Here is a 22,764-nt window from a genome sequence, read left to right on the forward strand (position 1 = left end):
AACCAGTTAGGAATGAAACAGCGGATTATTTTACCCGTTATGACCGTCAACGCCAAACCAAGCATGATACCAATGCGGATCTATTTGCTGCCGCAGGGTGCTGACTCGCCAACCGGCGGCAGAAAAATCCACCCGAATCATCCCATCGTGAGCGGTATCCCGCCAGGCAATCCCCCGCTGACCGTAGCGCTGGCGCACCGACGGCGCAGGAAAGCGCCAGGGGGAGTAACGGGCGGCCGACGCCAGCGCCAGGGCGGGCTGCACCGCCTGCAGCAGCCCCTCGCCGGAGGAGCTGCGGCTGCCGTGATGGGGAACCTGCATCACCTCGGCACGCAGGTGCGTCCCCGCCGCCAACAGCGCCCGCTCGCTGTCGGCCTCAATGTCTCCCGTCAGCAGCAGCGCGCCTCCCGGCCCGCTGATACGCACGACGCACGAGTCATTGTTACGCGGGCGGGCCACCGCCCGCGGCGGCCAGAGGAAGTCGATCCGTAGCCCCTGCCAATAGGTATGCAGACCGCGCCGGCACGGAAGATCGTTCGGTGCCGGCGAGGCGACCCAGGCCAGGGGATAGGCCTGAACCAGCGTCCGCCGACCTCCCGCATGATCGCTGTCGGCATGGCTGATGATGAGCCCGCTCAACCTGAGTCCCTGCCAGCGCAGGTAGGGCAGCAAGACCTGCTGCGCCGCGTCGCCGCCCGGCCAGCGCCCCCCACTGTCATACAGCAGCGCCTGCCCGTTACGGCTGATCGCGATGGCCTGCCCGTGACCGACGTCCATCATATCGACCCGCCACCCCTCGCCGCCGCTGCGCCCACGCAGCGCCCCTCCGCCGGCCAGCAGCCCGCACAGCAAGAACAGCCACAGATCGCGCCCCCCTTGGCGAATCGACCACAGCAGGCCCAGCGCCAGCGCTAGCGCGCTATACATCAGGGCGAGCCCGCTCGGCATCAGCCAGCCATCGGGCAAGCGACGCAGCAGCGCCAGCAGCGCCTCGAGTAGCCACTGCGCCATGCCCCACGCCCCCTCTCCCGCCCACGGTAAACCGACCAGCATCAGCAGCAGCCCCGCCAGCGCCAGAGGCATGACGCCCAGCGAGACCAGCGGCACCGCCGCCAGATTGGCCAGCGGCGCGGTCCAGCTGATTCCGTGGAACAGCGCCAGCTGCAGCGGCGACAGCAGCAGCAGCAGCCCCAGCTGCAGGTGCAGTAACCTCAGCGGCGCACAGCAGGGCCCGCGCAGCCGAGCGCTCAGCGGCTGCCAGGCGGACCAGAACAGCAGCGACGCCACCGCGCTCACCGACAGCCAAAAGCCCGAGGACAGCAGCAGCAGAGGCTCGCTTAGCAGTCCCAGCGATAAGGTCAGCGTCAGCACATCGCGCAGCGTAGACTGGCGTCCGCGCCAGCGCCACAGGGCATACAGCGTCACCATCAGCGCGGCGCGCAGCGTCGGCGGTGGCACGCCCGCCAGCCAGGCATAGCCCCAGGCGGCCAGCACCGCCAGCGCCAAAGGCTGGCGCGGCGTCTGCCAGTGCAGCGGTAACATCAGCGCCAGCCCGCGCCAGAGCCCATGAGCCAGCGCGGCGGCCAGGGCAATATGCAGCCCGGAGATCGCTAGCAGGTGCAGCGTCCCGCTCTGGCGCAGCAGCGTGCGTGACTCTGCCGTTATCTCTCCCCGCTCGCCGAACAGCAGCGCCAGCAGCAGCGGTCGGGCTGAATGACCGGCGAGGCGCCGTACGGCGAGATCGATGATCCGCTGGCGCAGCGTGCGCCGGGAATCCAGCAGACGATAGCCGCGCGGCGTCGCGCTCAGCACCACGTCCTGAGACAGGTAATGACGCTGACGATCGAAGCCCGCCGGGTTCAGGCTGCCGTGCAGCGCTCGCGGCAGCGCATCCACCTGCCAGCGCTGCCCGGCCGCGAAGGGGTAGCGCTGGCTGTCCCAGTGCAGCAGCAGGCGAAACGGCGCCACCGCCCGCCCCTCCAGACGGGTTACCCGCAGAATAACCGGCTGACGCAGCGTGGCGCTCGCCAGCGACGCCGACACCACCTGCCCCTCCAGGGTCACCGCGCGATCGGCGTAGGCGAGCGGCCGCAGCGCCTGATGGCCCCGTTCACTGCCCCACAGCAGTCCCAGGCACAGCAGCCCAATCCGCAGGCTCACTCCGCCGCGCCGCAGCAGGCACAGCAGCGCCACGCCCAGCAGCAGCGCCGATGCGCGCCCCGACGGCAGCGTCGGCAGCCACAGCAGCGGCAGCATACCGCACGCCAGATAAGATAACGCCGTCGGCAGCCCCATCCGTACTCCACCGCAGGTTAAAACGGGAAGTGTGCACGCAAAGGCGCCCTGGGTAATCCGGCAAGGCACACGCCTGCGCAGCGGCGCGCAGAAAGCGTTATCGCCAATGCAAACCTACGCCGTTCACGGGCGAGAGAGAAGCGAAAGACGGGAGAGAGGACGAGCGCGCGGGACGACAAAGAAAAATGGCGCCGTTCGGCGCCATTTTAATCAATTCAATCCGCAATCAAGCGTAGATGTTTGCCCGATCGCGTAACTCTTTACCCGGTTTGAAGTGGGGAACGTATTTACCTTCCAGCTCCACTTTTTCGCCGGTTTTCGGGTTACGGCCGACGCGGGGAGCACGGTAGTGAAGTGAAAAACTGCCAAAACCACGGATCTCGATGCGTTCACCGTCGGCGAGCGTGGCTGCCATATGTTCCAGCATCTCTTTTACCGCATCCTCAACGGCCTTAGCAGGCAGATGGGGCTGCTGACTGGCAAGTCTTTCAATGAGTTCTGACTTGGTCATATATCCTCCAAGCTGTGTCTCCCATGACGGGAGAGCGCACGATGCAGCTTAACTACCGTTACAGGGCGGCTAACGCCGCCCTCATCATTATTCGCCTTTAGCAGCCTTGAATGCTTCAGCCATAGCGTTGTTGGAGAAGTTTGCATCGTCCTGGCTGTTTACGGCAGCCATAGCATCTTTCTCTTCCGCTTCGTCTTTAGCACGTACAGACAGGCTTACAACGCGGTTTTTGCGATCAACGCCGGTGAACTTGGCTTCGACTTCGTCGCCTACGTTCAGAACCAGAGTCGCATCTTCAACGCGGTCGCGAGAGGCTTCAGAGGCACGCAGATAGCCTTCTACGCCATCAGCTAATTCAACTGTAGCACCTTTCGCGTCAACAGCGGTGACTTTACCAGTAACAATTGCACCCTTCTTGTTCAGAGAGATGTAGTTGTTGAACGGATCTTCCGCCAGCTGTTTAACGCCCAGGGAGATACGCTCACGCTCTGCGTCAACCTGCAGAACGACGGCTGCGATTTCGTCGCCTTTCTTGTATTCGCGTACGGCTTCTTCGCCGGCAACGTTCCAAGAGATGTCAGACAGGTGCACCAGACCGTCGATGCCGCCTTCCAGGCCGATGAAGATACCGAAGTCAGTGATTGACTTGATCTTACCTTCAACGCGATCGCCCTTGTTGTGGGTTTCAGCGAACTGCTGCCACGGGTTGGCTTTGCACTGCTTCAGGCCCAGGGAGATACGGCGACGCTCTTCGTCGATATCCAGAACCATAACTTCCACAACGTCACCCACGTTAACCACTTTGGACGGGTGGATGTTCTTGTTGGTCCAATCCATTTCGGATACGTGAACCAGGCCTTCAACGCCTTCTTCGATCTCAACGAAGCAGCCGTAGTCGGTCAGGTTGGTCACGCGGCCGGTCAGTTTGGTCCCTTCCGGATAACGCTTGGCGATAGCGACCCACGGATCTTCGCCCAGCTGCTTCAGACCCAGGGATACACGGGTACGCTCACGGTCGAACTTCAGCACCTTAACGGTGATTTCATCGCCAACGTTGACGATTTCGCTCGGATGCTTAACGCGTTTCCAAGCCATGTCAGTGATGTGCAGCAGGCCGTCAACGCCGCCCAGATCAACGAATGCACCGTAGTCAGTGAGGTTCTTAACGATACCTTTAACTTCCATGCCTTCCTGCAGGTTTTCCAGCAGCTGATCGCGTTCTGCGCTGTTTTCAGACTCGATGACAGCACGACGAGAAACTACAACGTTGTTGCGCTTCTGGTCCAGCTTGATAACTTTAAACTCAAGCTCTTTGCCTTCCAGGTGCAGAGTGTCACGCACCGGACGTACGTCTACCAGGGAGCCCGGCAGGAACGCGCGGATACCGTTCAGCTCTACGGTGAAGCCACCCTTCACTTTACCGTTGATAACACCGGTAACAGTTGCAGCGTCTTCGTAAGCTTTTTCCAGCATCAGCCAAGCTTCGTGACGCTTAGCTTTTTCGCGGGACAGCTGGGTTTCACCGAAGCCGTCTTCTACTGCATCCAGAGCCACATCAACTTCGTCGCCTACCGCGATTTCCAGTTCGCCCTGAGCGTTTTTGAACTGCTCGGCCGGAATGGCAGACTCAGACTTCAGACCGGCGTCAACCAGGACTACGTCTTTGTCGATAGCAACAACAACGCCACGAACGATGGAACCCGGACGGGTTTCGATTTCTTTCAGGGATTCTTCAAAGAGTTGAGCAAAAGATTCAGTCATGTTGATAATCTTCAGGATTCTTTAATTGAACGTCCATCCGGCATCCGGCCAGACGGGGTTGTTTAACATACCTCGGCTGCATTCCATCGCGGCGAGGGGTACTAATTATACAACGTTTTTCACGGCTAAACGAACTAATTTATCAATAACAACAATAGACAGCGCGTAAAAATCACAACGCACCGCCCCGTTGACTGCGGCTATGCCGCACCGCCGTGAATGCCCGCTTACGCCAGCGTCTGGCGCGCATGGGCCAAGGCCTGCGCGATAACCTGCTCGATAGACAGAGTCGTCGAGTCGAGCAGCAGCGCCCCCGCCGCCGGGACCAACGGTGCCACGGCCCGGTTGCGATCGCGGAAATCGCGCTCTTTAATTTCGGCTAAAAGACTCTCAAAGTTAACATCAAAGCCATTTCCCTGCAACTGCAACATACGGCGGTGGGCGCGCTCTTGCGCGCTGGCATCCAGAAAAATTTTCACCGGCGCATCGGGGAAGACCACCGTGCCCATATCGCGACCGTCGGCGATCAGCCCCGGCGTCTCGCGAAACGCGCGCTGACGACGCAGCAGCGCCTCGCGCACCCGGGGAAAGGCCGCCGCGCGCGACGCGGTGTTGCCGACGGTTTCCGTACGGATCGCCGTACTGACGTCCTCCCCCTCCAGGATCACCCGCAGATCGCCCTCGGCGGCGTCAAAGCGCACGTCCAGGTGCGCCGCCAGCGGAACCAACGCCTCTTCTGAATCGATATTCACCTGATGGTGCAGCGCCGCCAGCGCCAGCACGCGGTAAATCGCACCGGAGTCGAGTAAATGCCAGCCAAGGGCCTGTGCCAGCGCCTTGCACAGCGTTCCTTTACCTGCGCCGCTGGGCCCATCTACGGTAATGACCGGGACTATCGCCGTCATTCTTGTCTCCTCTCAATTGGAACCGCCGATCCCGCGGATCGGCGAAAACATGTTAGGGAATGGCGACGTCACCGGACCTGCACCATTCCCTAACACGCTCAGCGGCGGGCGTGAAATACGGCGGCATTATACGCTGCCACCGGGCGAACTGTTACCCTTGAGGAGACGGTTGCTGGAAAAACTGGCGCCGGCAGACGCAGACCGGGCGCCCCCAAACGATTGCCTACGCCGCCCCGCGGGCGATCGGATAGCAAAAAGCCGGCGTATGCCTACGCCGGCTTTTCAGATTAACCCCCAACGCGTCTTAGCGCGGGTGGCACAGCGCGGAAAACTGGCTAAAGTAATCGGGAAAGGTTTTCGCGGTGCAGCCGGGATCGCAGATGGTCACCGGCGTGTCCGACAGCGCCACCAGCGAAAAGCACATGGCCATGCGGTGATCGTTGTAGGTGGCAATCTGCGCCGCCCGCAGCTGCGCCGGCGGCTCGATGCGCAGGTAGTCCGCCCCCTCCTCGACCACGGCGCCCACCTTCTGCAGCTCACAGGCCATCGCCGCCAGGCGATCGGTCTCCTTAACGCGCCAGTTATAAATATTGCGTAGAGTCGTCGGCCCTTTGGCAAACAGCGCGGTGGTGGCGATGGTCATCGCCGCATCGGGGATCGCGTTCATATCCATATCGATGCCGTACAGGCTATCCCGGGTGCAGGCGATATAGTCATCGCCCCACTCAATATGGGCCCCCATTTTCTCCAGCGCATCGGCAAAGTGAATATCCCCCTGCATGCTGTTACGGCCAATCCCGGTCACCCGGACGGTGCCGCCGGCGATCGCTGCGCCGGCCAGGAAATATGACGCAGAGGAGGCGTCCCCTTCGACCAGGTAGTCACCCGCGGCCTGATAGACCTGGCCCCCGCGCACGACGAAATGACGATAGTCGTGATGCTCCACCTCCACGCCGAACGCCCGCATCATCGCCAGCGTAATAGCGATATAGGGCTGGGAAACCAGCTCCCCCAGAATGGTGATACGGGTTTCTTCTGCCGCCATCGGCGCCGCCATCAGCAGCGCGGTCAGAAACTGGCTGGAGACCGAGCCGTTGACGCTGATGTCACCGCCGTTAAAGCCGCCGCGCAGACGCACGGGCGGATAGCCCTCGCTCTCCAGATAGTCAACGTGCGCGCCGCCCAGCCGCAGGGCCGTCACCAGATGCGCGATCGGACGCTCCTTCATGCGCGGCTCCCCGGTCAGGATCACATCGCGCTGCCCCAGGCTGAGCGCCGCCGCCAGCGGGCGCATCGCCGTGCCGGCATTGCCCAGAAACAGCGTCAGCGCGCCGTGGGCGCTCAGCGTCCCCCCGAGTCCCTGCACCTCGCAGCGGGTGCGGCAGTCCGACAGCTGATAGCGCACGCCCAGCGCCTTAAGGGCATCGAGCATGTAGCGCACATCGTCGCTGTCGAGCAGGTTATGCAGCCGCGTTACGCCGCGGGCCTGTGCCGCCAGGAGCAGGGCGCGGTTGGAAACGCTTTTCGAGCCGGGCAGATTAATCTCGCCGCTAAAGCGGCGCACGGGGTGTAACGTCAGGGCGGACGACATGCTAAATCACTCCTGCTGGGCAAACGGCGCCGCCATCATGGCCGCGCTTCCTATTGAGGGTATTTTTGTACCGTTTTTATTGAGCGCTGTCACTATGCGGCGCCCCATCGGCGCCGGCTCGACGGCGATGCCAATAAAAAATCTACGCTCACCCCCATTTTTGCAACACTGATTTTGGATTCATGGTGGGTTTCACCTTGTCTCTGATGAGTGATTCCCTGACCCGATGCAGCGCTCGCATTGCCCGCTGAATCGCTGTTCTCGGCTGGATGATACGCATTGATGGTCGCGATGCGGCCTCACATATTGCTTCAGCGTCGACAAAGTCATTTTTATTACTTTTGACAAACGGACGCACGAATTGTGGAGAGAGCAGTTTTGCTTTATGGCCGATATCGCTGATACGCCGTGCCATAACATGGGCGCCGGCACAGGCCGCCATAGCAACAGCGGAGGATGGACATGTCGCCAGAAACTGCATTAGCGTCAGGCGCGTGAATCTCTTACGCAAAAGCGCCTTGCCAGACTTATCTTGGCAATGGATGTAAAAGGGCGGTTTGCCGAGATCGCTATCAATAAGCGCAACGTTTTGCACGCTGGCGCCCTAAAGTAAAACACCCTATCAACGTACCGCTCACAGGATGAGGAGGCCATCTCATTAGCCCCGCGGATACGGGGCTTACGCCGCACGCAGAAAATCAGCCGTGGCGACGGGCGAAGTCTGCCATAAACGCCACCAGCGCCTGCACCCCGGCCAGCGGCATGGCGTTATAGATAGAGGCCCGCATGCCGCCGGCGACCTTATGCCCCTTCAGCGCATGCAGCCCGGCCTTTTGCGCCTCATCCCAGAACAGCGGATCCAGCGCGCTGTCCACCATCTGGAACGGCACGTTCATCCGCGAACGGTTGGCGGGCGCCACATCGTTGCGGTAAAACTCGCAGCCGTCGATCGCCTGATACAGCAGATCGGCCTTGGCCTGGTTGCGGCGCGCCATCTCGCCTAGCCCGCCCTGCTCTTTAAGCCACTTGAAGACCATCCCCGACAGATACCAGGCGAAGGTCGGCGGCGTGTTGAACATGGAGTCGTTTTCCACCAGCACCTGATAATCGAGGATCGACGGGATCTCCCGACGCGCGCGCCCCAGCAGGTCCTCCCGCACGATCACCAGCGTGATCCCCGCAGGCCCGACGTTCTTCTGGGCGCCGGCGTAGATAAGCCCGTAGCGACTCACGTCGATAGGACGCGAGAGAATGGTCGAAGACATATCGGCCACCACCACCCGATCGCCGAAGTCCGGCTCCTCATCGATCGTGACACCGTCGATCGTTTCATTCGGGCAATAGTGCAGATAGGCGCTATCGCCCAGCAGATCCCACTGCGCCATCGGCTTCATCGCCAGCTTACCGTCCACGCGGTGGGCGATATCGATCGCATGGGGATCGCAGTACCGCTGCGCCTCTTTTGCCGCGCTCTGCGCCCAGTAGCCGCCGACGGCATAGTCGGCCCGGGCCGTCCGCTCAGCCCCCAGCAGGTTGAGCGGGACCGCGGCAAACTGACCGCGGGCGCCGCCGTGACAGAATAGGATGCGGTAATCCGCCGGCACCTTGAGTAAATCGCGCAGATCCTGCTCGGCCTCGGCGGCCACCTGCATAAACGCCTCACCCCGATGGCTGATCTCCATTACCGAGGTCCCCAGTCCGTGCCAGTTGCACAGCTCCTGCTCGGCCCGGCGCAGTACCTCTACCGGCAGCATCGCTGGCCCGGCGCAGAAATTATAAACCTGAGTCATGTCACTCACCGCTCTCGCTAAATTTCACCCGTAGGTGTTTGGTTGACAGGTCTTTGGTTGTATCACCGCAGGAGAGACGCCGCAACGGTTATCACCCGCCGAGCCCATGCCGCCGTCGGCCATGGCCCCAAGAGGACGCAGCGCCCCTGTCATAAGCGTAGCCAAAACGGAAGATCCGGCGCAGAAAGATGCAGGATGGCGCCCTAGGGCGCCATCGGGTGGTCGGCGGGAAACGGGGGGCGTATGCCCCCGTCCGCTATCAGTAGGTGTTGAAGATTTTCTGGATCTGCTGCGGATTTTTGGTCTCCGTCAGCGCCAGCTGCAGCAGGATGCGGGCCTTCTGCGGATTCAGCGTACCGGAAGCGATAAAGCCGTACTTGGCGTCGTCCACTTCGGCGTCCTGCGTGGTTGAGCCCGTCGGCACGCGGGAGGAGCGAACCACCGCTACGCCGTCGTGCGCGGCATTGGCCAGCGCGTCGAATACCGTCTTATACATGTTGCCATTGCCGACGCCGGCGCTCACGATCCCCTGGTAGCCGTCTTTCACCAGCGCCTCAACCGGCAGCGCACTGGCATTGGCGTAGTTGTAGACGATGCCGACTTTCGGCAGCGAGGTCAGCTTGCTGACGTCAAACGGCGTCTGGGTCGTGTGCTTACGCGCCGGCGTACGCTGATAGTCGATCTTGCCGTTGTGGATATAACCCAGCGGGCCATAGTTGACGGACTTAAAGGTTTCCACCCCGGTGGTGTTGGTTTTGGTCACGTCGCGACCATCCAGCACCGTATCGTTCATCGCCACCAGCACGCCGCGGTTGGCAGAGGCCGGATCGGCGGCGGTAACGACCGCGTTATACAGGTTGAACGGGCCGTCGGCGCTCATCGCCGTGGACGGACGCATCGCGCCGACCAGCACCACCGGCTTGTCACACTTCACGGTCAGATCCAGGAAATAGGCCGTCTCTTCCATCGTGTCGGTGCCGTGGGTGATCACGAACCCGTCGGTCTTGCTGCACTCGGCGTTGATTTTCTTCGCCAGCTTCAGCCAGACCTGATCGTTCATGTCCTGGGAACCGATGTTCACCAGCTGCTCACCCTTGATGTTGGCGATGTTTTTCAGCTGCGGCACCGCGTCCACCAGCGCCTCTACGCCCACCTTCCCGGCGGTGTAGTTGGACTTGGTGGCGGAGTCGCCGCCGCCGGCAATGGTACCGCCCGTCGCCAGTACGGTGATGCTCGGCAGCGCCAGCGCCGCGCCGCTAAAGCCGGAAACCAATAGTGCCAACAGGCTAACCTTGACTAACTTCATCCCAATTCTCCTTATGTTAACTGCATGAATTATCTATTTTATCCATACAAAAAATGTGACCTCAGACAGACATAGCGAATACGTGGAGGAATAGGCTAAAAAAACGTATCATGCGCTTTTGACCTCCGCATAAAGTGACACAAATGACACAGACCTTTATCCCCGGCAAAGATGCCGCGCTGGAAGATTCGATCGATCGTTTTCAGCAACAGCTGCAGGCGCTGGGTTTTAATATAGAAGAGGCCAGCTGGCTGAACCCGGTACCGCACGTCTGGTCGGTACATATTCGCGATCGCGACTGCCCGCAGTGCTTCACCAACGGCAAAGGCGCCAGCAAAAAGGCGGCGCTGGCCTCCGCGCTGGGCGAATACTTTGAACGCCTGTCCACCAACTACTTCTTTGCCGACTTCTATTTGGGCCGCGCTATCGCCAACGGCGACTTTGTGCACTATCCGGACGAAAAATGGTTCCCGCTGCCGGAGGATGACCGCCTGCCCTCTGGGCTACTGGACGATAGCCTGCGCGCCTTCTACGATCCCGACAGCGATCTGGCCGCCGGCGATCTGATCGATCTGCAGTCCGGCAACGCCGACCGCGGGATCTGCGCGCTGCCCTTTATCCGCCAGTCCGACTCGGCCACGGTCTATATTCCGGTCAATATCATCGGTAATCTGTATGTCTCCAACGGGATGGCCGCAGGCAATACTCCCAGCGAGGCCCGGGTGCAGGGGATGTCGGAAATCTTCGAGCGCTATGTCAAGAACCGCATCATCGCCGAAGCCATCAGCCTGCCGACGATCCCGCCGGAGACGCTGGCGCGCTATCCCCAGGTGGTCGAGTCCATCGCCTCCCTGGAGCGCGAAGGCTTCCCGATTCTGGCCTATGACGCCTCGCTGGGTGGACGCTATCCGGTGATCTGCGTCGTGCTGTTCAACCCGGCCAACGGCACCTGCTTCGCCTCTTTCGGCGCCCATCCAGACTTTGGCGTCGCGCTGGAGCGTACCGTCACCGAGCTGCTGCAGGGCCGCAGCCTGAAGGATCTGGACGTCTTCGCCGCGCCGACCTTCGATGATGAAGAGGTCGCCGACCACACCAACCTAGAGACCCACTTCATCGACTCCAGCGGCGCCCTCTCTTGGGATCTGTTCAAAGCGGATGCCGACTACCCGTTTGTCGACTGGAACTTCAGCGGCAGCAGCGAGCAGGAGTTCGCCACCCTGATGGCGCTGTTCGCCCGTGATGGTCAAGAGGTCTATATCGCCGACTACCGGCATCTGGGCGTCGACGCCTGCCGCATCCTGGCACCGGGCATGTCCGACATCTATCCGGCGGAGGATCTGCTGCTGGCCAACAACAGCATGGGCGCTGGCCTGCGCAGCACCCTGCTGCAGCTGCCGGACAGCGAATGGGAAGAGGAGGAGTACCTGCAGCTGCTGACGCGCCTGGATGACGAGGGGATGGATGACTTTACCCGGGTGCGGGAGCTGCTGGGCATCGTCTGTGACAGCGGCAGCGCCTGGCATACTCTGCGCATCGGCGAATTGAAGGCGCTGCTGGCGCTGGCCGGCGGCGATCTAGAGCAGGCGCTGACCTGGACGGAGTGGACCCAAGAGTTCAACGCCTCCGTCTTCAGCGCCGAGCGCGCCGCATTTTACCGCTGCCTGCACACTCTGCTGCTGCTGGCGATGGAGGAGCAGCGCGATCCCGACCAATATATGGACGCCTTTGCGCGCATGTACGGCACAGATACCCTTGAGACGGCGCTGGCCAGCCTGAACGGCGATCTGCGCTTCCACGGGCTGACGGCGGTCGACGACGCGTTCAGCGCGCTGCCGGCCCACCGAGCCATGCTGGCGGCCTATGAAAAGCTACAGCAGGCCAAGCGCCATTTCTGGCAAGCCTGATATACAGCGGCCGGCGGCCACCGCGGTGGCCGCCGGTTTACAGCGCGCGCCGTGCGCCTTATGCTGTTCACCGCTCGGCAACGGGCGGTGGCGGCATTCCGCCACGGCATAACAATAAATTTACCTTGGCAACATAACAAAAACAAAGAAAGCAATAAATATACGAGAACATTACCTCTATAACGATATTTTCGCTTTTTTTTCGACTGTCCCAACGGATTTTTTCAACTCAGAGCGTAAAATTTAAAAATTTTTTTTCCTTTCTATTTCAATGAGTTTTACTATTAACCCTCTGTTTTTGGGGTGTTTTTACCTGCCTCACCGCCGCTCAGCATGATCCATGTCAATTTTTGCCGTATACTGCTTTGCTAGTATCTCGGCGCTGATTAATCTTAAGAGAGAGTTAGTGTGAAAGCTGACAACCCCTTTGACCTACTTTTACCCGCAGCAATGGCCAAAGTGGCCGAAGATGCCGGTGTTTACAAAGCCACTAAGCACCCGCTAAAAACCTTTTATTTAGCGATCACCGCTGGTGTCTTCATTTCTATTGCCTTCACCTTTTACATCACCGTTACGACAGGGACTGCCACCGTTCCGTTTGGCCTGGCCAAGCTGGTAGGCGGTATCTGCTTCTCGCTCGGTTTGATGCTGGTCGTCGTCTGCGGCGCCGATCTGTTTACCTCTACCGTGTTGATCGTGGTCGCCAAAGCCAGCGGCCGCGTCACCTGGAAACAACTGGGTTTAAACTGGCTGAATGTCTACGTCGGCAACCTGATCGGCGCGCTGTTCTTCGTGGCGCTGATGTGGTTTTCCGGTGAATATATGGCGGCGAACGGCGGTTGGGGACTTAACGTGCTCAAAACGGCCGATCACAAGATGCACCACACCTTTGTGGAAGCCGTCTGTCTGGGCATTCTGGCTAATCTAATGGTCTGTCTGGCCGTGTGGATGAGTTACTCCGGACGCAGCCTGATGGACAAAATGTTTGCCATGGTCCTACCGGTGGCCATGTTTGTTGCCAGTGGCTTTGAGCACAGCATCGCAAACATGTTTATGATCCCCTTTGGTATCGTAATCAAAAATTTTGCAACGCCGGAATTCTGGCAGGCAGTAGGCGCTGCACCGGAACAGTTCTCAAACCTGACAGTAAGTCACTTTATTACGGCCAACCTGATCCCGGTCACGCTCGGGAATATCATCGGCGGCGGCCTGCTGGTAGGTCTGACATACTGGGTAATTTATCTGCGCGGCGGCGATAAGCATTAACGTAATGTTTATCCCGCGCAGGGACGGGTTTACAAAGAAATCCACACTAGAAGGTAGGTGTTAAATGACCGAACTTAATGAAAAACAAGCAGCTGCATGGGAAGGTTTCACCGGCGGCGACTGGCAGAACGAAGTCAACATCCGTGACTTCATCCAGAAAAACTACACCCCGTATGAAGGTGACGAGTCCTTCCTGGCCGGTGCCACCCCTGCGACCGCTGCCCTGTGGGACAAAGTCATGGAAGGCATCAAAATCGAAAACCGCACCCACGCGCCGGTCGATTTTGATACCAACATCGCCTCTACTATTACCGCGCACGATGCCGGTTACATCACTAAAGATCTCGAGCAGATCGTCGGTCTGCAGACCGATGCTCCGCTGAAGCGCGCCATCATCCCGTTTGGCGGCATCAAGATGGTCGAAGGTTCCTGCAAAGCGTACAACCGCGAACTGGACCCGATGATCAAGAAGATCTTCACCGAATACCGTAAGACCCACAACCAGGGCGTATTCGACGTTTACACCCCGGACATCCTGCGCTGCCGTAAATCCGGCGTGCTGACTGGTCTGCCGGATGCCTACGGCCGTGGCCGTATCATCGGTGACTACCGTCGTATCGCCGTATACGGTATCGACTACCTGATGAAAGACAAGTTTGCCCAGTTCACCTCTCTGCAGGAAAAACTGGAAAACGGTATCGATCTGGAAGCGACCATCCGTCTGCGTGAAGAGATCTCCGAACAGCACCGTGCGCTGGGTCAGATCAAAGAGATGGCCGCTAAATACGGCTGCGATATCTCCGGTCCGGCTACCAACGCCCGCGAAGCCGTACAGTGGACCTACTTCGGCTACCTGGCCGCGGTTAAATCCCAGAACGGTGCCGCCATGTCCTTCGGCCGCGTATCCAGCTTCCTGGATATCTACATCGAGCGCGACCTGAAAGCCGGCAAACTGACCGAAGAAGAAGCGCAGGAAATGATCGACCATCTGGTCATGAAACTGCGTATGGTACGCTTCCTGCGTACTCCGGAGTACGATGAGCTGTTCTCCGGCGACCCGATCTGGGCAACCGAATCCCTGGCCGGTATGGGCCTGGACGGTCGTACCCTGGTTACCCGCACCAGCTTCCGTTTCCTGAACACCCTGTACACCATGGGGCCGTCTCCGGAACCGAACATGACCATCCTGTGGTCTGAAAAACTGCCGCTGGCGTTCAAAAAATACGCAGCCAAGGTCTCCATCGATACCTCATCCGTACAGTATGAGAACGATGACCTGATGCGTCCGGACTTCAACAACGACGACTACGCTATCGCCTGCTGCGTAAGCCCGATGGTTATCGGCAAGCAGATGCAGTTCTTCGGCGCCCGCGCTAACCTGGCGAAAACCATGCTGTACGCGATCAACGGCGGCGTGGATGAGAAGCTGAAGATGCAGGTCGGCCCGAAATCTGAGCCGATCAAAGGCGACGTTCTGAACTTCGACGAAGTGATGGAGCGCATGGATCACTTCATGGACTGGCTGGCCAAGCAGTATGTCACCGCCCTGAACATCATCCACTACATGCACGACAAGTACAGCTACGAAGCCTCTCTGATGGCGCTGCACGATCGTGACGTGTTCCGTACCATGGCCTGTGGTATCGCCGGTCTGTCCGTTGCCGCCGACTCCCTGTCCGCCATCAAGTATGCCAAAGTTAAGCCTATCCGTGACGAAAACGGCCTGGCCATCGACTTTGACATCGAAGGCGAATACCCGCAGTTCGGTAACAACGATCCGCGCGTTGACGACATGGCCTGCGACCTGGTTGAACGTTTCATGAAGAAAATTCAGAAACTGAATACCTACCGTGGCGCTACCCCGACCCAGTCTGTACTGACCATCACCTCTAACGTGGTTTATGGTAAGAAGACCGGTAACACCCCGGACGGCCGTCGCGCCGGCGCACCGTTTGGCCCGGGTGCCAACCCGATGCACGGCCGCGATCAGAAAGGCGCCGTTGCCTCTCTGACCTCCGTCGCCAAACTGCCGTTTGCCTACGCGAAGGATGGTATATCTTATACCTTCTCTATCGTGCCGAACGCGCTGGGTAAAGATGACGAAGTGCGTAAAGCCAACCTGGCAGGCCTGATGGATGGTTACTTCCACCACGAAGCCTCCATCGAAGGCGGTCAGCACCTGAACGTCAACGTCATGAACCGTGAAATGCTGCTGGATGCGATGGAAAACCCGGAGAAATATCCGCAGTTGACCATCCGTGTATCCGGCTATGCCGTCCGCTTCAACTCGCTGACCAAAGAGCAGCAGCAGGACGTTATTACCCGTACCTTCACGCAGTCCATCTAATTCCCTGACCGCGTAAAATGGCATAAAATAAAGGCTCCACCCCGGTGGGGCCTTTTTATCATCAGGAGTCAGGCACAGACTAAACCATCCAAAAAAACAATAGGATTGACTGTTTTGCCGGGGCGCTCTCTGGCACGCTGGTACCAAGGGATACCGGGCAAAACAGTTACTACCCGCGTGACAGGGTGCTACCCGTATATCGCCCTGCCCCATGTGGTTTTATGACTGCTATTGATCAGTCAATTTTGGAGATAACCCCGCAATGTCAGTAACAGGTCGCATCCACTCGTTCGAATCCTGCGGTACCGTTGACGGCCCAGGCATCCGCTTTATCACCTTCTTCCAGGGCTGCCTGATGCGCTGCCTGTATTGCCACAACCGCGACACCTGGGATACCCACGGCGGCAAAGAGGTGACCGTCGAAGAGCTGATGAAAGACACCGTCACCTACCGTCACTTTATGAATGCCTCCGGCGGCGGCGTGACGGCCTCCGGCGGCGAAGCCATGCTGCAGGCCGAGTTTGTACGCGACTGGTTCCGTGCCTGCAAGGCGGAGGGGATTCACACCTGCCTGGACACCAACGGCTTCGTACGCCGCTATGATCCGGTGGTCGATGAACTGCTGGACGTCACCGATCTGGTGATGCTTGACCTCAAGCAGATGAACGACGATATCCATAAGAATCTGGTCGGCGTCTCCAACCATCGCACCCTGGAGTTTTGCCGCTATCTGGCCAAACGCAACCAGAAAACCTGGATCCGCTACGTGGTGGTCCCGGGCTGGTCAGACGATGAGGCATCGGCGCGCCTGCTGGGTGAATTCACCAAGGATATGAAGAATATCGAGAAGATAGAACTGCTGCCCTACCATGAACTCGGCAAGCACAAGTGGGAAGCGATGGGGGAAACCTATCAGTTGGGCGACGTGAAGCCCCCCTCCCACGAGATCATGGAGAAGGTTAAGGGTATTCTGACCGAGTATGGTCACAAGGTTATCTATTAAGCCTCGCCCACCTCCGAGGCGCCGCCGCCTCGGAGGCTCAGTAGCCCGCTTAGCGCGTCAGCATCTGCACAAACTGGCGGCTAATATGCAGCAGCATATCGCGATCGCTCCCCGCCTTCGCCTGCATCGCCAGCCCCTTCTCGAAGGCCAGGATCAGCGTCGCCGTCTCCTGGGGGGTGCCCGCCCCGCGGATCTCACCGCGCTCTATCCCCTGCGCCACCAGCGTGCAGAACGCGTTGAAAAAGGTAAACCCGGCGCTGCTCAGCCCGGCAAAGACCGTCGGTGGCTTCTTGTGGTAAGTGAACAGCTCAAACAGCAGCATGCAGCCGCGCGGATAGCCAGGCTGGGTGATCACCTCGACAAAGCGGGTCAAAAACAGCTCCAGCCGGGCCGGAACCGACAGCCCCGGCGTCTCGATGCTGGCGATCACCTGGCTCAGGTACTGCGAGACATAGCGCTCCATCACCAGCGCAAACACCTGATCCTTACTGCCGAATGACGCATACAGCGTCGGTGGGTTAATCCCTGCGCACTTCACGATCTCGGCGATAGAGGTTCCCTCATAGCCCTGCATCCAGAACAGGTGCAGCAGCTTATCCAATACCTGTTCCCGCTCAAACTTCTGTGGCCGCCCTGCCTTTTTATTGTTGTGCTCTTTCATTTTTTACCCTGCGTATCGATTTTTGTATCGATAGATACAAAAATACTTGACTCAACTTGCCAATACCATAATAGTATATTGTATCGAACATTACAAAAAGGTGAAATTATGAATTCATGCAAATACAACGGACGACGCGGCTATCTGATCGGCCTGTGGGCAACGGCGCTGATCCTGATTTGGCTCGGCATCTTCAAATTTACGCCGACGGAGGCTGCAGCGATTAAGCCGCTGGTCGAGCACCATTTTCTGATGGGGTGGCTGTACGGCGTATTCAGCGTCCAGATGGTCTCCAACCTGATCGGCACGGCTGAGGTCGTGGTGGGCGTGGCGCTGCTGATCGGCATCACGCGACCGCACATCGGCTTCTATGCCGGGCTGGCCTCCAGCGTGATTTTCCTGGTGACCCTGAGCTTCATGTTTACCACCCCGGGCGCCTTCAAAGTGGTCGACGGGGTGCCGGTAACCGAGTTTTTCCTGTTTAAGGATCTGGCCTTCTTGGGCATCAGCCTGAGTATTGCCGAGCGCAGCCGTGCGGCGATGCAGGCCCCGACTACCGCGGAGGTGGCATAATGAAAGCCCTGAGCACCCTACTGTTTATTCCCGCCCTGCTGCTGTCGGCGGCCGTTCAGGCCGCCAGCGTAGAGCCCTATAGCGACGCAGCCTTTACCCAGGCACAGTCCAGCGGCGCGCCGGTGCTGATTGATGTCTACGCCGACTGGTGCCCGGTTTGCAAACGGCAGGAGCGTGAACTCACGCCGCTGTTTGCCCAGCCGGAGCAGCGCGATCTGCGCGTCTTTAAGGTCAACTTCGATACCCAAAAGGCGGCACTGCAGCAGTTTCGCGTCAGCCAGCAAAGCACCCTGATCCTCTATCGTCACGGTCAGGAGGTCCGCCGCAGCATCGGCGAAACATCGCCAAGCGCGCTCTCAGACTTTCTGAGCCGCTGAGGACATCCCATGGAGATAAGCCTGCTGACACTGGGATTCAGCCTGCTGGCCGGCATGCTGACGACCCTCTCCCCCTGCGTCCTGCCGATCCTGCCTATCGTGGCCTCATCGGCGATGGATCGCAGCCGTTGGGGGCTGTTATTCCTGGCCGCCGGTATGGCCGTGGCGTTTACCCTGACCGGCGTGCTCGTCGCCTCGCTGGGCTTCAGCCTAGGATTTGACGGCAGTACGCTGCGCTACGGCGCCGCCCTGCTGATGCTGCTGGTCGCTCTGTGGCTATTGAACAGCCGGATACAAGCCTGGATGAGCCTGAAAACCAGCGCGCTGACCGGACACGGGCAGACCTGGCTCAGCGCCTTTCAGCCGCGCTCCGCCGCCGGCCAGCTGATCGTCGGCCTGCTGCTGGGGCTGGTCTGGACCCCCTGTATCGGTCCAACCCTGGGCGCCGCCATCGCCCTGGCCAGCCGCGGCGAAAGCCTGCTCAGCGTCAGCGTCGTCATGCTGGTGTTTAGCCTCGGCGCGCTGGTGCCGCTGATGGCGATCGGCATGCTATCGCGCCAGTTTTTCCTGCAGCGCCGCGCCAAGCTGGTGCAGCTGGGGGAGTCCGGCCGCAAGATCATGGGCTGGAGCCTGCTCGCCGTCGGACTGCTGGTGCTGAGTGGCCTGGATAAAACCCTGGAGAAGTGGCTCATCGCGCTGTCTCCTGAGTGGCTCATTAACCTGACCACCGCGCTGTAATCACGTATTGACTGATTAAGACAATGCTATTGACCTGCAAAAACAAGAAGGAAATCCTATGAAAACCTATACCATCGCAACCACCCTGGCCCTGCTGCTCAGCGCCACTTCCGCCTTCGCCGCCAGCCAAATCGATGCCCGCCAGGCCATGGATCAGCAGCGTATCGGCGCCGTACGGATCCAGATCCCCAACGGCACGCTGGATCAGACCGTCGATGCCCTGGCGCAGAAAACCGCGCAGCAGGGGGGCGACTACTTCCATATCACCTCGATAGGCTCTACCGGCATGGGTAGCAGCATCACCGCAACCGCTGAAATCTATAAATAGGTTCTCTGCGCCAGGCCTCCCTCCCGGAGGCCGCTCTTCGTCGCGAACCCCGTCTCCTCCCGGCATACCATTCATCATGCCATTCCCGTTATTTTCAGTATATTCATCGCACATAATGCCTTTTTGCTGAATTATTACGCTAATATCGCGGCGATGATTTAAGTAATGTAATGAGACGATCGCGATTATTAGAAATTCTTCTAGTCAGTGACTTCTGTGACCTGAGTCGATACACTGTTTTTACACCGCAAGAGATTAGATGTTATTAATCAATCTGTTACGTGTGATGTATCGTTATTTTAATGCTGAACTTGTACCCGCGTCCTATCGTCACTGCGACCGTAGACGGCTCAATGAAATTATCACTAGGGACAGCACAGATAATTATTTCAGGTACAAGGTTACCGGAGGATTTTATGTCTATTGATGCAACTCTCGACCAACGCTGGCAGTATTGCCACCAGCCGCTGAGCTGGCGCCATGCCATCCATCTTGCCTGTCAACCGCTGATCAGCGATAAGAAGGTTAGCGCCCATTATCCGCTGCACATCATCGACGCACTGAAACGGGGCAAGCAGGATTTCATGGTACGCGAAGGTGTGATGCTGGTATTCGCCCAACCGCAGCATGGGGTACTCAGTGAACAGGGAGAGGCATCCGTACTCAAGTGTGATAAACCGGTCGTCATGCCGGATGGCGCTGAGGTCAACCTGATTATCACCCTTTCCGCCGGGACCCAGCAGGCGCTGTATGATCTGCACAGCCGGATCGAAAACTGGCTGGAGATCAACAACGGCTTTGAGCTGTTCACCCAGGCAACCAGCCAGAACATGCTGGGGGCCCGAATTCAGGCCGCGCTGCTGCACTGACGGCAGAGCCCCGCCCCACCGGGCGGGCATCTACGGCACCATAGCGACACCCTGCGCCCTGCGCGGGGTGTCTTGCTTTAGGCCGCCGGCAGCGCGGAGTGTCCCTCGGGGCGGCGCCACAGCATCAGTCCATAGCACAGCGCTATCGCGGCGATCGTCACAAACATCCAGCGATCGGAGAAATGCTGCATCAACAGCGCCACCAGCGTGGGTCCGGCCAGGCTGCCCAGGGTATAGCTCATCAGCAGCGCCTGATTCATCGCCACCAGCTCATGGCGATCGGCCCGCTCACACGCCCACGACATGGCGACGGGGTAAAGCGTAAATCCAGCGCCGCCCAGTATCACCAACGCCGCCAGCGCCCCCTGCGGCGTCGACAGCATCACCAGACTGCCGAGGATCAGCAGCGTGACCTGTACCCGCAGCACCCGCAGGCGGCCATAGCGATCGGCCTGGCGCCCCACCGGCCACTGGCCGAGGATCCCTGCGCTGACCAGCAGCGCCATCCAGTAACCGACGCGAGCATCGCTGATCCCCTGATGACTCAGGTACAGCGGCAGCAGCCCATACAGGGTGCCCAGTATCGCCCCGGAAATCACGCAGCCGTTCACCCCCAGCCGGGCACTGCGACGGCGCAGCAGCGGCCAGATCGCCAGCGCCGCACGCCGCGGCTGAGGGCGTTCGATGCGGGCGAAACACAGCGGCAGCATCGCCACCACCATCAGCGCCGTCGTCCAGGGGATCACCCTCAGCAGCGCCGTCGAGATCACCCCCAGCGTGAGCTGGCCCAGCACGGTGCCCAGATAGTAGATGGTCATATAGGCCGCCAGCAGCTGGCCCCGGTTGGCGTTACTGCCGCTGCGCAGCAGGGCGCTCTCGACGATCACCCAGATCATGGCGCAGCCGATCCCGGCCAGAAAACGCCACAGGAGCCAGCCCCAGAACTCACTGGCGATCCCCAGCGCCGCCGTCGAGGCGGCAAACAGCAGGCAGGCGTAGTAGTAGCTCTGATTGAAGCCGCGCCGCAGGATCACCCGCCCGGTGACCAGCGTCCCGACCAGATTGCCAAGAAAATAGGCCGATCCCACCAGCCCGACCTGCCACGTCGCCAGGTGCTGCTGATCCAGCCACAGCGGCACCAGCGTATTGAGTAAGGCCATGGCGACCGTCAGCAGTAATAGCCCGCAGAGCAGCAGCAGCACCGGGCGAGAGAGCGAGAACATGGAAGAGTGACCGCACAGACAGAAAAAGTGTGCGCATCATGCCACCGGTGACAAAAATGTCAATGGCTCGTTAAGTGCTCAGCGACGGGCCGGATCGAAGCCGGGACGGCGCGTTACCCTCTCCCGTGTGCGACGGCGGCAACCAGCTGCAGATGGCCGTCGTGACAGGCGATTTTGCACTGGCCGCAGCCGTCGCAGACGCGCTCCTCAAGCTGCGGCAGTCCCGCGTCGTCGAAGCGCAGCGCTTGCCGGGGACAGGCCCGCTGACACAGGCGACACCCAGAGTAACGGCCCAGGCAGTGTGGGCCAACCTGCGGGCGCCAGGCGGTATCCGCGGGGAGCCACGGCTGCAGCGCTCCCGCAGGACAGGCGTCGACGCAGGCCCGGCAGCGCTGCGTGTCGCAGGCGCAAAAGGCGATATCCAGCCAGGCGTGCCCCTCGTGCAAGGCGATGAGCCCATAGGGACAGGCGGCGACACACTCCCCGCAGCCATCGCAGCAGGCCAAGAAGGCCGCCTCCGCCAGCGCATAGGGTGGTCTCCCCGCGGCCCGACATTCGGCGATCAGCGCCGCCTGCCGCTGCGCTTGGCGCCCTCCCCCCAGCAGGCCGCGCAGCAGACCACGCCGGCTGACGTGACGGTGCGTCATCCAGGCGCGATAGTAGCGTTCGTCGCGGCGATCGCTCATCAGCGATAGAGCCGTACGTCGCTGTCGGCGATGGCGAGCTGGCGCTGCCACGCCTGCAGCGTCAGCGCCGCCAGCGACGCCAGCCCCTGATAAAACGGATGATCCGCGCCCTGCTGCAGCAGCGTCAGATAGCGTTCGCCCCACGGCAACAGATGCAGCTGCAGCAGCGCCGGCAGCAGCTGCGGCTGCCCCTCGGCCAGCCAGGCGGCCATCAGCAGCAAAATACCGATATGATCCTCCGGCTCGCGGGCGTCTGACTGCCAACTAATCCCCTGCGCATCCATCCAGCGGCGCAGCGCCAGGGTGGACTCACCGAACAGTACGCTCTCCCGATCCAGATAGACCGATCCCCAAGGCGGCGCCGCCAGCGCATGGGGGCCGATAAACAGCCGCTGATGAGCCGAGGCCAGCGACTCCTGCGCTGGCGCACACAGCAGCGCAGCGCAGTGTTCACGCTGCGCCGACGAGCCATAGGGCCAGCGCAGCGTCTCCTGCGGCTGACGCAGCAGCGTCACCAGCGGCGCCGCCTGCTCACTGTCCGGCGGCCAGTATAGCAAGGCCCCCAGCGCCCGCGCCGTCAGCGCCATATCCTGCAGTTGTTCAGGTTGTAACATAACCAACGCATTCCTT

General features: G+C 60.1%; 20 protein-coding genes and 1 pseudogene. 9 read left to right on the plus strand and 12 right to left on the minus strand.

Going from position 1 to position 22,764, the window contains the following annotated elements; all coding sequences use genetic code 11:
* Nucleotides 1-30: 30 nt before the first annotated feature.
* The 8 genes and pseudogenes from ETEE_RS00695 to ansB form a co-directional block, all read right to left on the minus strand.
* Complete coding sequence (locus tag ETEE_RS00695; RefSeq protein WP_034162463.1) at nt 31-2,295, minus strand: DNA internalization-related competence protein ComEC/Rec2; 2,265 nt, start codon at nt 2,293-2,295, stop codon at nt 31-33.
* Nucleotides 2,296-2,521: 226 nt separating this feature from the next.
* Nucleotides 2,522-2,806: an integration host factor subunit beta gene (ihfB, locus tag ETEE_RS00700; protein WP_012849006.1), complete on the minus strand. Its 285-nt coding sequence runs from the start codon at nt 2,804-2,806 to the stop codon at nt 2,522-2,524.
* An 87-nt stretch (nt 2,807-2,893) separates the two neighbouring features.
* On the minus strand, nt 2,894-4,567 hold the full coding sequence (gene rpsA / locus ETEE_RS00705; protein ID WP_012849007.1) for a 30S ribosomal protein S1: 1,674 nt from the start codon (nt 4,565-4,567) through the stop codon (nt 2,894-2,896).
* Nucleotides 4,568-4,794: 227 nt separating this feature from the next.
* Nucleotides 4,795-5,472, minus strand: coding sequence for a (d)CMP kinase (cmk, locus tag ETEE_RS00710; RefSeq protein ID WP_034162464.1), 678 nt, complete (start codon nt 5,470-5,472; stop codon nt 4,795-4,797).
* Nucleotides 5,473-5,776: 304 nt separating this feature from the next.
* A complete protein-coding gene (gene aroA / locus ETEE_RS00715) occupies nt 5,777-7,063 on the minus strand; it encodes a 3-phosphoshikimate 1-carboxyvinyltransferase (protein ID WP_034162465.1) in 1,287 nt (428 codons plus the stop codon).
* Nucleotides 7,064-7,214: 151 nt separating this feature from the next.
* Nucleotides 7,215-7,658, minus strand: a pseudogene (locus ETEE_RS00720) (IS110 family transposase); the annotation flags it as partial.
* A 103-nt stretch (nt 7,659-7,761) separates the two neighbouring features.
* On the minus strand, nt 7,762-8,853 hold the full coding sequence (gene serC, locus ETEE_RS00725; protein ID WP_034162467.1) for a 3-phosphoserine/phosphohydroxythreonine transaminase: 1,092 nt from the start codon (nt 8,851-8,853) through the stop codon (nt 7,762-7,764).
* A 259-nt stretch (nt 8,854-9,112) separates the two neighbouring features.
* Entirely contained in the window at nt 9,113-10,159 is a 1,047-nt protein-coding gene (gene ansB, locus ETEE_RS00730; RefSeq protein ID WP_012849011.1) for an L-asparaginase 2, read from the minus strand.
* Nucleotides 10,160-10,302: 143 nt separating this feature from the next.
* Here ansB and ycaO point away from each other — a divergent pair, with 143 nt between their 5' ends.
* The 4 genes from ycaO (at nt 10,303) to pflA (ending at nt 16,679) form a co-directional block, all read left to right on the plus strand.
* Nucleotides 10,303-12,063 carry a 30S ribosomal protein S12 methylthiotransferase accessory factor YcaO gene (gene ycaO, locus ETEE_RS00735; protein ID WP_034162468.1) on the plus strand — a complete coding sequence of 587 codons (1,761 nt, stop codon included), beginning with the start codon at nt 10,303-10,305 and terminating at the stop codon, nt 12,061-12,063.
* A 408-nt stretch (nt 12,064-12,471) separates the two neighbouring features.
* Entirely contained in the window at nt 12,472-13,329 is an 858-nt protein-coding gene (gene focA, locus ETEE_RS00740; RefSeq protein ID WP_034162469.1) for a formate transporter FocA, read from the plus strand.
* 64 nt (nt 13,330-13,393) lie between these two features.
* Nucleotides 13,394-15,676 (plus strand): formate C-acetyltransferase, encoded by a 2,283-nt coding sequence (gene pflB, locus ETEE_RS00745; RefSeq protein WP_034162470.1) that lies wholly within the window; start codon nt 13,394-13,396, stop codon nt 15,674-15,676.
* A 262-nt stretch (nt 15,677-15,938) separates the two neighbouring features.
* Complete coding sequence (pflA, locus tag ETEE_RS00750; RefSeq protein ID WP_034162471.1) at nt 15,939-16,679, plus strand: pyruvate formate lyase 1-activating protein; 741 nt, start codon at nt 15,939-15,941, stop codon at nt 16,677-16,679.
* Nucleotides 16,680-16,728: 49 nt separating this feature from the next.
* Here pflA and ETEE_RS00755 read toward each other — a convergent pair whose 3' ends face one another.
* A complete protein-coding gene (locus ETEE_RS00755) occupies nt 16,729-17,340 on the minus strand; it encodes a TetR/AcrR family transcriptional regulator (protein WP_034162472.1) in 612 nt (203 codons plus the stop codon).
* A 108-nt stretch (nt 17,341-17,448) separates the two neighbouring features.
* Here ETEE_RS00755 and ETEE_RS00760 point away from each other — a divergent pair, with 108 nt between their 5' ends.
* From ETEE_RS00760 to ETEE_RS00780, 5 genes are all read left to right on the plus strand, one after another.
* Nucleotides 17,449-17,913 (plus strand): DUF417 family protein, encoded by a 465-nt coding sequence (locus ETEE_RS00760; protein WP_034162473.1) that lies wholly within the window; start codon nt 17,449-17,451, stop codon nt 17,911-17,913.
* Complete coding sequence (locus ETEE_RS00765) at nt 17,913-18,290, plus strand: thioredoxin family protein (RefSeq protein ID WP_034162474.1); 378 nt, start codon at nt 17,913-17,915, stop codon at nt 18,288-18,290. The genes ETEE_RS00760 and ETEE_RS00765 overlap by 1 nt, the downstream gene beginning before the upstream one ends.
* 9 nt (nt 18,291-18,299) lie before the next feature.
* Nucleotides 18,300-19,028 carry a cytochrome c biogenesis CcdA family protein gene (locus ETEE_RS00770; protein WP_034162475.1) on the plus strand — a complete coding sequence of 243 codons (729 nt, stop codon included), beginning with the start codon at nt 18,300-18,302 and terminating at the stop codon, nt 19,026-19,028.
* Between the two features lie 58 nt (nt 19,029-19,086).
* Nucleotides 19,087-19,356, plus strand: coding sequence for a YdgH/BhsA/McbA-like domain containing protein (locus ETEE_RS00775; RefSeq protein WP_012849020.1), 270 nt, complete (start codon nt 19,087-19,089; stop codon nt 19,354-19,356).
* A 416-nt stretch (nt 19,357-19,772) separates the two neighbouring features.
* The gene (locus tag ETEE_RS00780; protein ID WP_015461821.1) at nt 19,773-20,225 is read left to right on the plus strand and encodes a PTS sugar transporter subunit IIA; all 453 of its coding nucleotides are present in this window, start codon (nt 19,773-19,775) and stop codon (nt 20,223-20,225) included.
* A 77-nt stretch (nt 20,226-20,302) separates the two neighbouring features.
* Here the strand turns inward: ETEE_RS00780 and ETEE_RS00785 are convergent, their stop codons facing one another.
* From ETEE_RS00785 to dmsD, 3 genes are all read right to left on the minus strand, one after another.
* Nucleotides 20,303-21,448: an MFS transporter gene (locus ETEE_RS00785; protein WP_034162476.1), complete on the minus strand. Its 1,146-nt coding sequence runs from the start codon at nt 21,446-21,448 to the stop codon at nt 20,303-20,305.
* Between the two features lie 113 nt (nt 21,449-21,561).
* Nucleotides 21,562-22,134 carry a 4Fe-4S dicluster domain-containing protein gene (locus ETEE_RS00790; RefSeq protein ID WP_034162477.1) on the minus strand — a complete coding sequence of 191 codons (573 nt, stop codon included), beginning with the start codon at nt 22,132-22,134 and terminating at the stop codon, nt 21,562-21,564.
* Nucleotides 22,134-22,748, minus strand: a complete 615-nt coding sequence (gene dmsD / locus ETEE_RS00795) for a Tat proofreading chaperone DmsD (RefSeq protein WP_034162478.1) — start codon at nt 22,746-22,748, stop codon at nt 22,134-22,136. The genes ETEE_RS00790 and dmsD overlap by 1 nt, the downstream gene beginning before the upstream one ends.
* Nucleotides 22,749-22,764 lie beyond the last annotated feature (16 nt).

It is taken from the genome of Edwardsiella anguillarum ET080813 (assembly GCF_000264765.2).
Taxonomy (GTDB): Bacteria; Pseudomonadota; Gammaproteobacteria; order Enterobacterales; family Enterobacteriaceae; genus Edwardsiella; species Edwardsiella anguillarum.

Coding starts and splice junctions, on each gene's coding strand:
- ETEE_RS00695 (WP_034162463.1), bottom strand. CDS start 2,295: ATGGGGCTGCCGACGGCGTTATCTTATCTGGCGTGCGGTATGCTGCCG.
- ihfB (WP_012849006.1), bottom strand. CDS start 2,806: ATGACCAAGTCAGAACTCATTGAAAGACTTGCCAGTCAGCAGCCCCAT.
- rpsA (WP_012849007.1), bottom strand. CDS start 4,567: ATGACTGAATCTTTTGCTCAACTCTTTGAAGAATCCCTGAAAGAAATC.
- cmk (WP_034162464.1), bottom strand. CDS start 5,472: ATGACGGCGATAGTCCCGGTCATTACCGTAGATGGGCCCAGCGGCGCA.
- aroA (WP_034162465.1), bottom strand. CDS start 7,063: ATGTCGTCCGCCCTGACGTTACACCCCGTGCGCCGCTTTAGCGGCGAG.
- serC (WP_034162467.1), bottom strand. CDS start 8,853: ATGACTCAGGTTTATAATTTCTGCGCCGGGCCAGCGATGCTGCCGGTA.
- ansB (WP_012849011.1), bottom strand. CDS start 10,159: ATGAAGTTAGTCAAGGTTAGCCTGTTGGCACTATTGGTTTCCGGCTTT.
- ycaO (WP_034162468.1), top strand. CDS start 10,303: ATGACACAGACCTTTATCCCCGGCAAAGATGCCGCGCTGGAAGATTCG.
- pflB (WP_034162470.1), top strand. CDS start 13,394: ATGACCGAACTTAATGAAAAACAAGCAGCTGCATGGGAAGGTTTCACC.
- pflA (WP_034162471.1), top strand. CDS start 15,939: ATGTCAGTAACAGGTCGCATCCACTCGTTCGAATCCTGCGGTACCGTT.
- ETEE_RS00755 (WP_034162472.1), bottom strand. CDS start 17,340: ATGAAAGAGCACAACAATAAAAAGGCAGGGCGGCCACAGAAGTTTGAG.
- ETEE_RS00760 (WP_034162473.1), top strand. CDS start 17,449: ATGAATTCATGCAAATACAACGGACGACGCGGCTATCTGATCGGCCTG.
- ETEE_RS00765 (WP_034162474.1), top strand. CDS start 17,913: ATGAAAGCCCTGAGCACCCTACTGTTTATTCCCGCCCTGCTGCTGTCG.
- ETEE_RS00770 (WP_034162475.1), top strand. CDS start 18,300: ATGGAGATAAGCCTGCTGACACTGGGATTCAGCCTGCTGGCCGGCATG.
- ETEE_RS00775 (WP_012849020.1), top strand. CDS start 19,087: ATGAAAACCTATACCATCGCAACCACCCTGGCCCTGCTGCTCAGCGCC.
- ETEE_RS00780 (WP_015461821.1), top strand. CDS start 19,773: ATGTCTATTGATGCAACTCTCGACCAACGCTGGCAGTATTGCCACCAG.
- ETEE_RS00785 (WP_034162476.1), bottom strand. CDS start 21,448: ATGTTCTCGCTCTCTCGCCCGGTGCTGCTGCTGCTCTGCGGGCTATTA.
- ETEE_RS00790 (WP_034162477.1), bottom strand. CDS start 22,134: ATGAGCGATCGCCGCGACGAACGCTACTATCGCGCCTGGATGACGCAC.
- dmsD (WP_034162478.1), bottom strand. CDS start 22,748: ATGTTACAACCTGAACAACTGCAGGATATGGCGCTGACGGCGCGGGCG.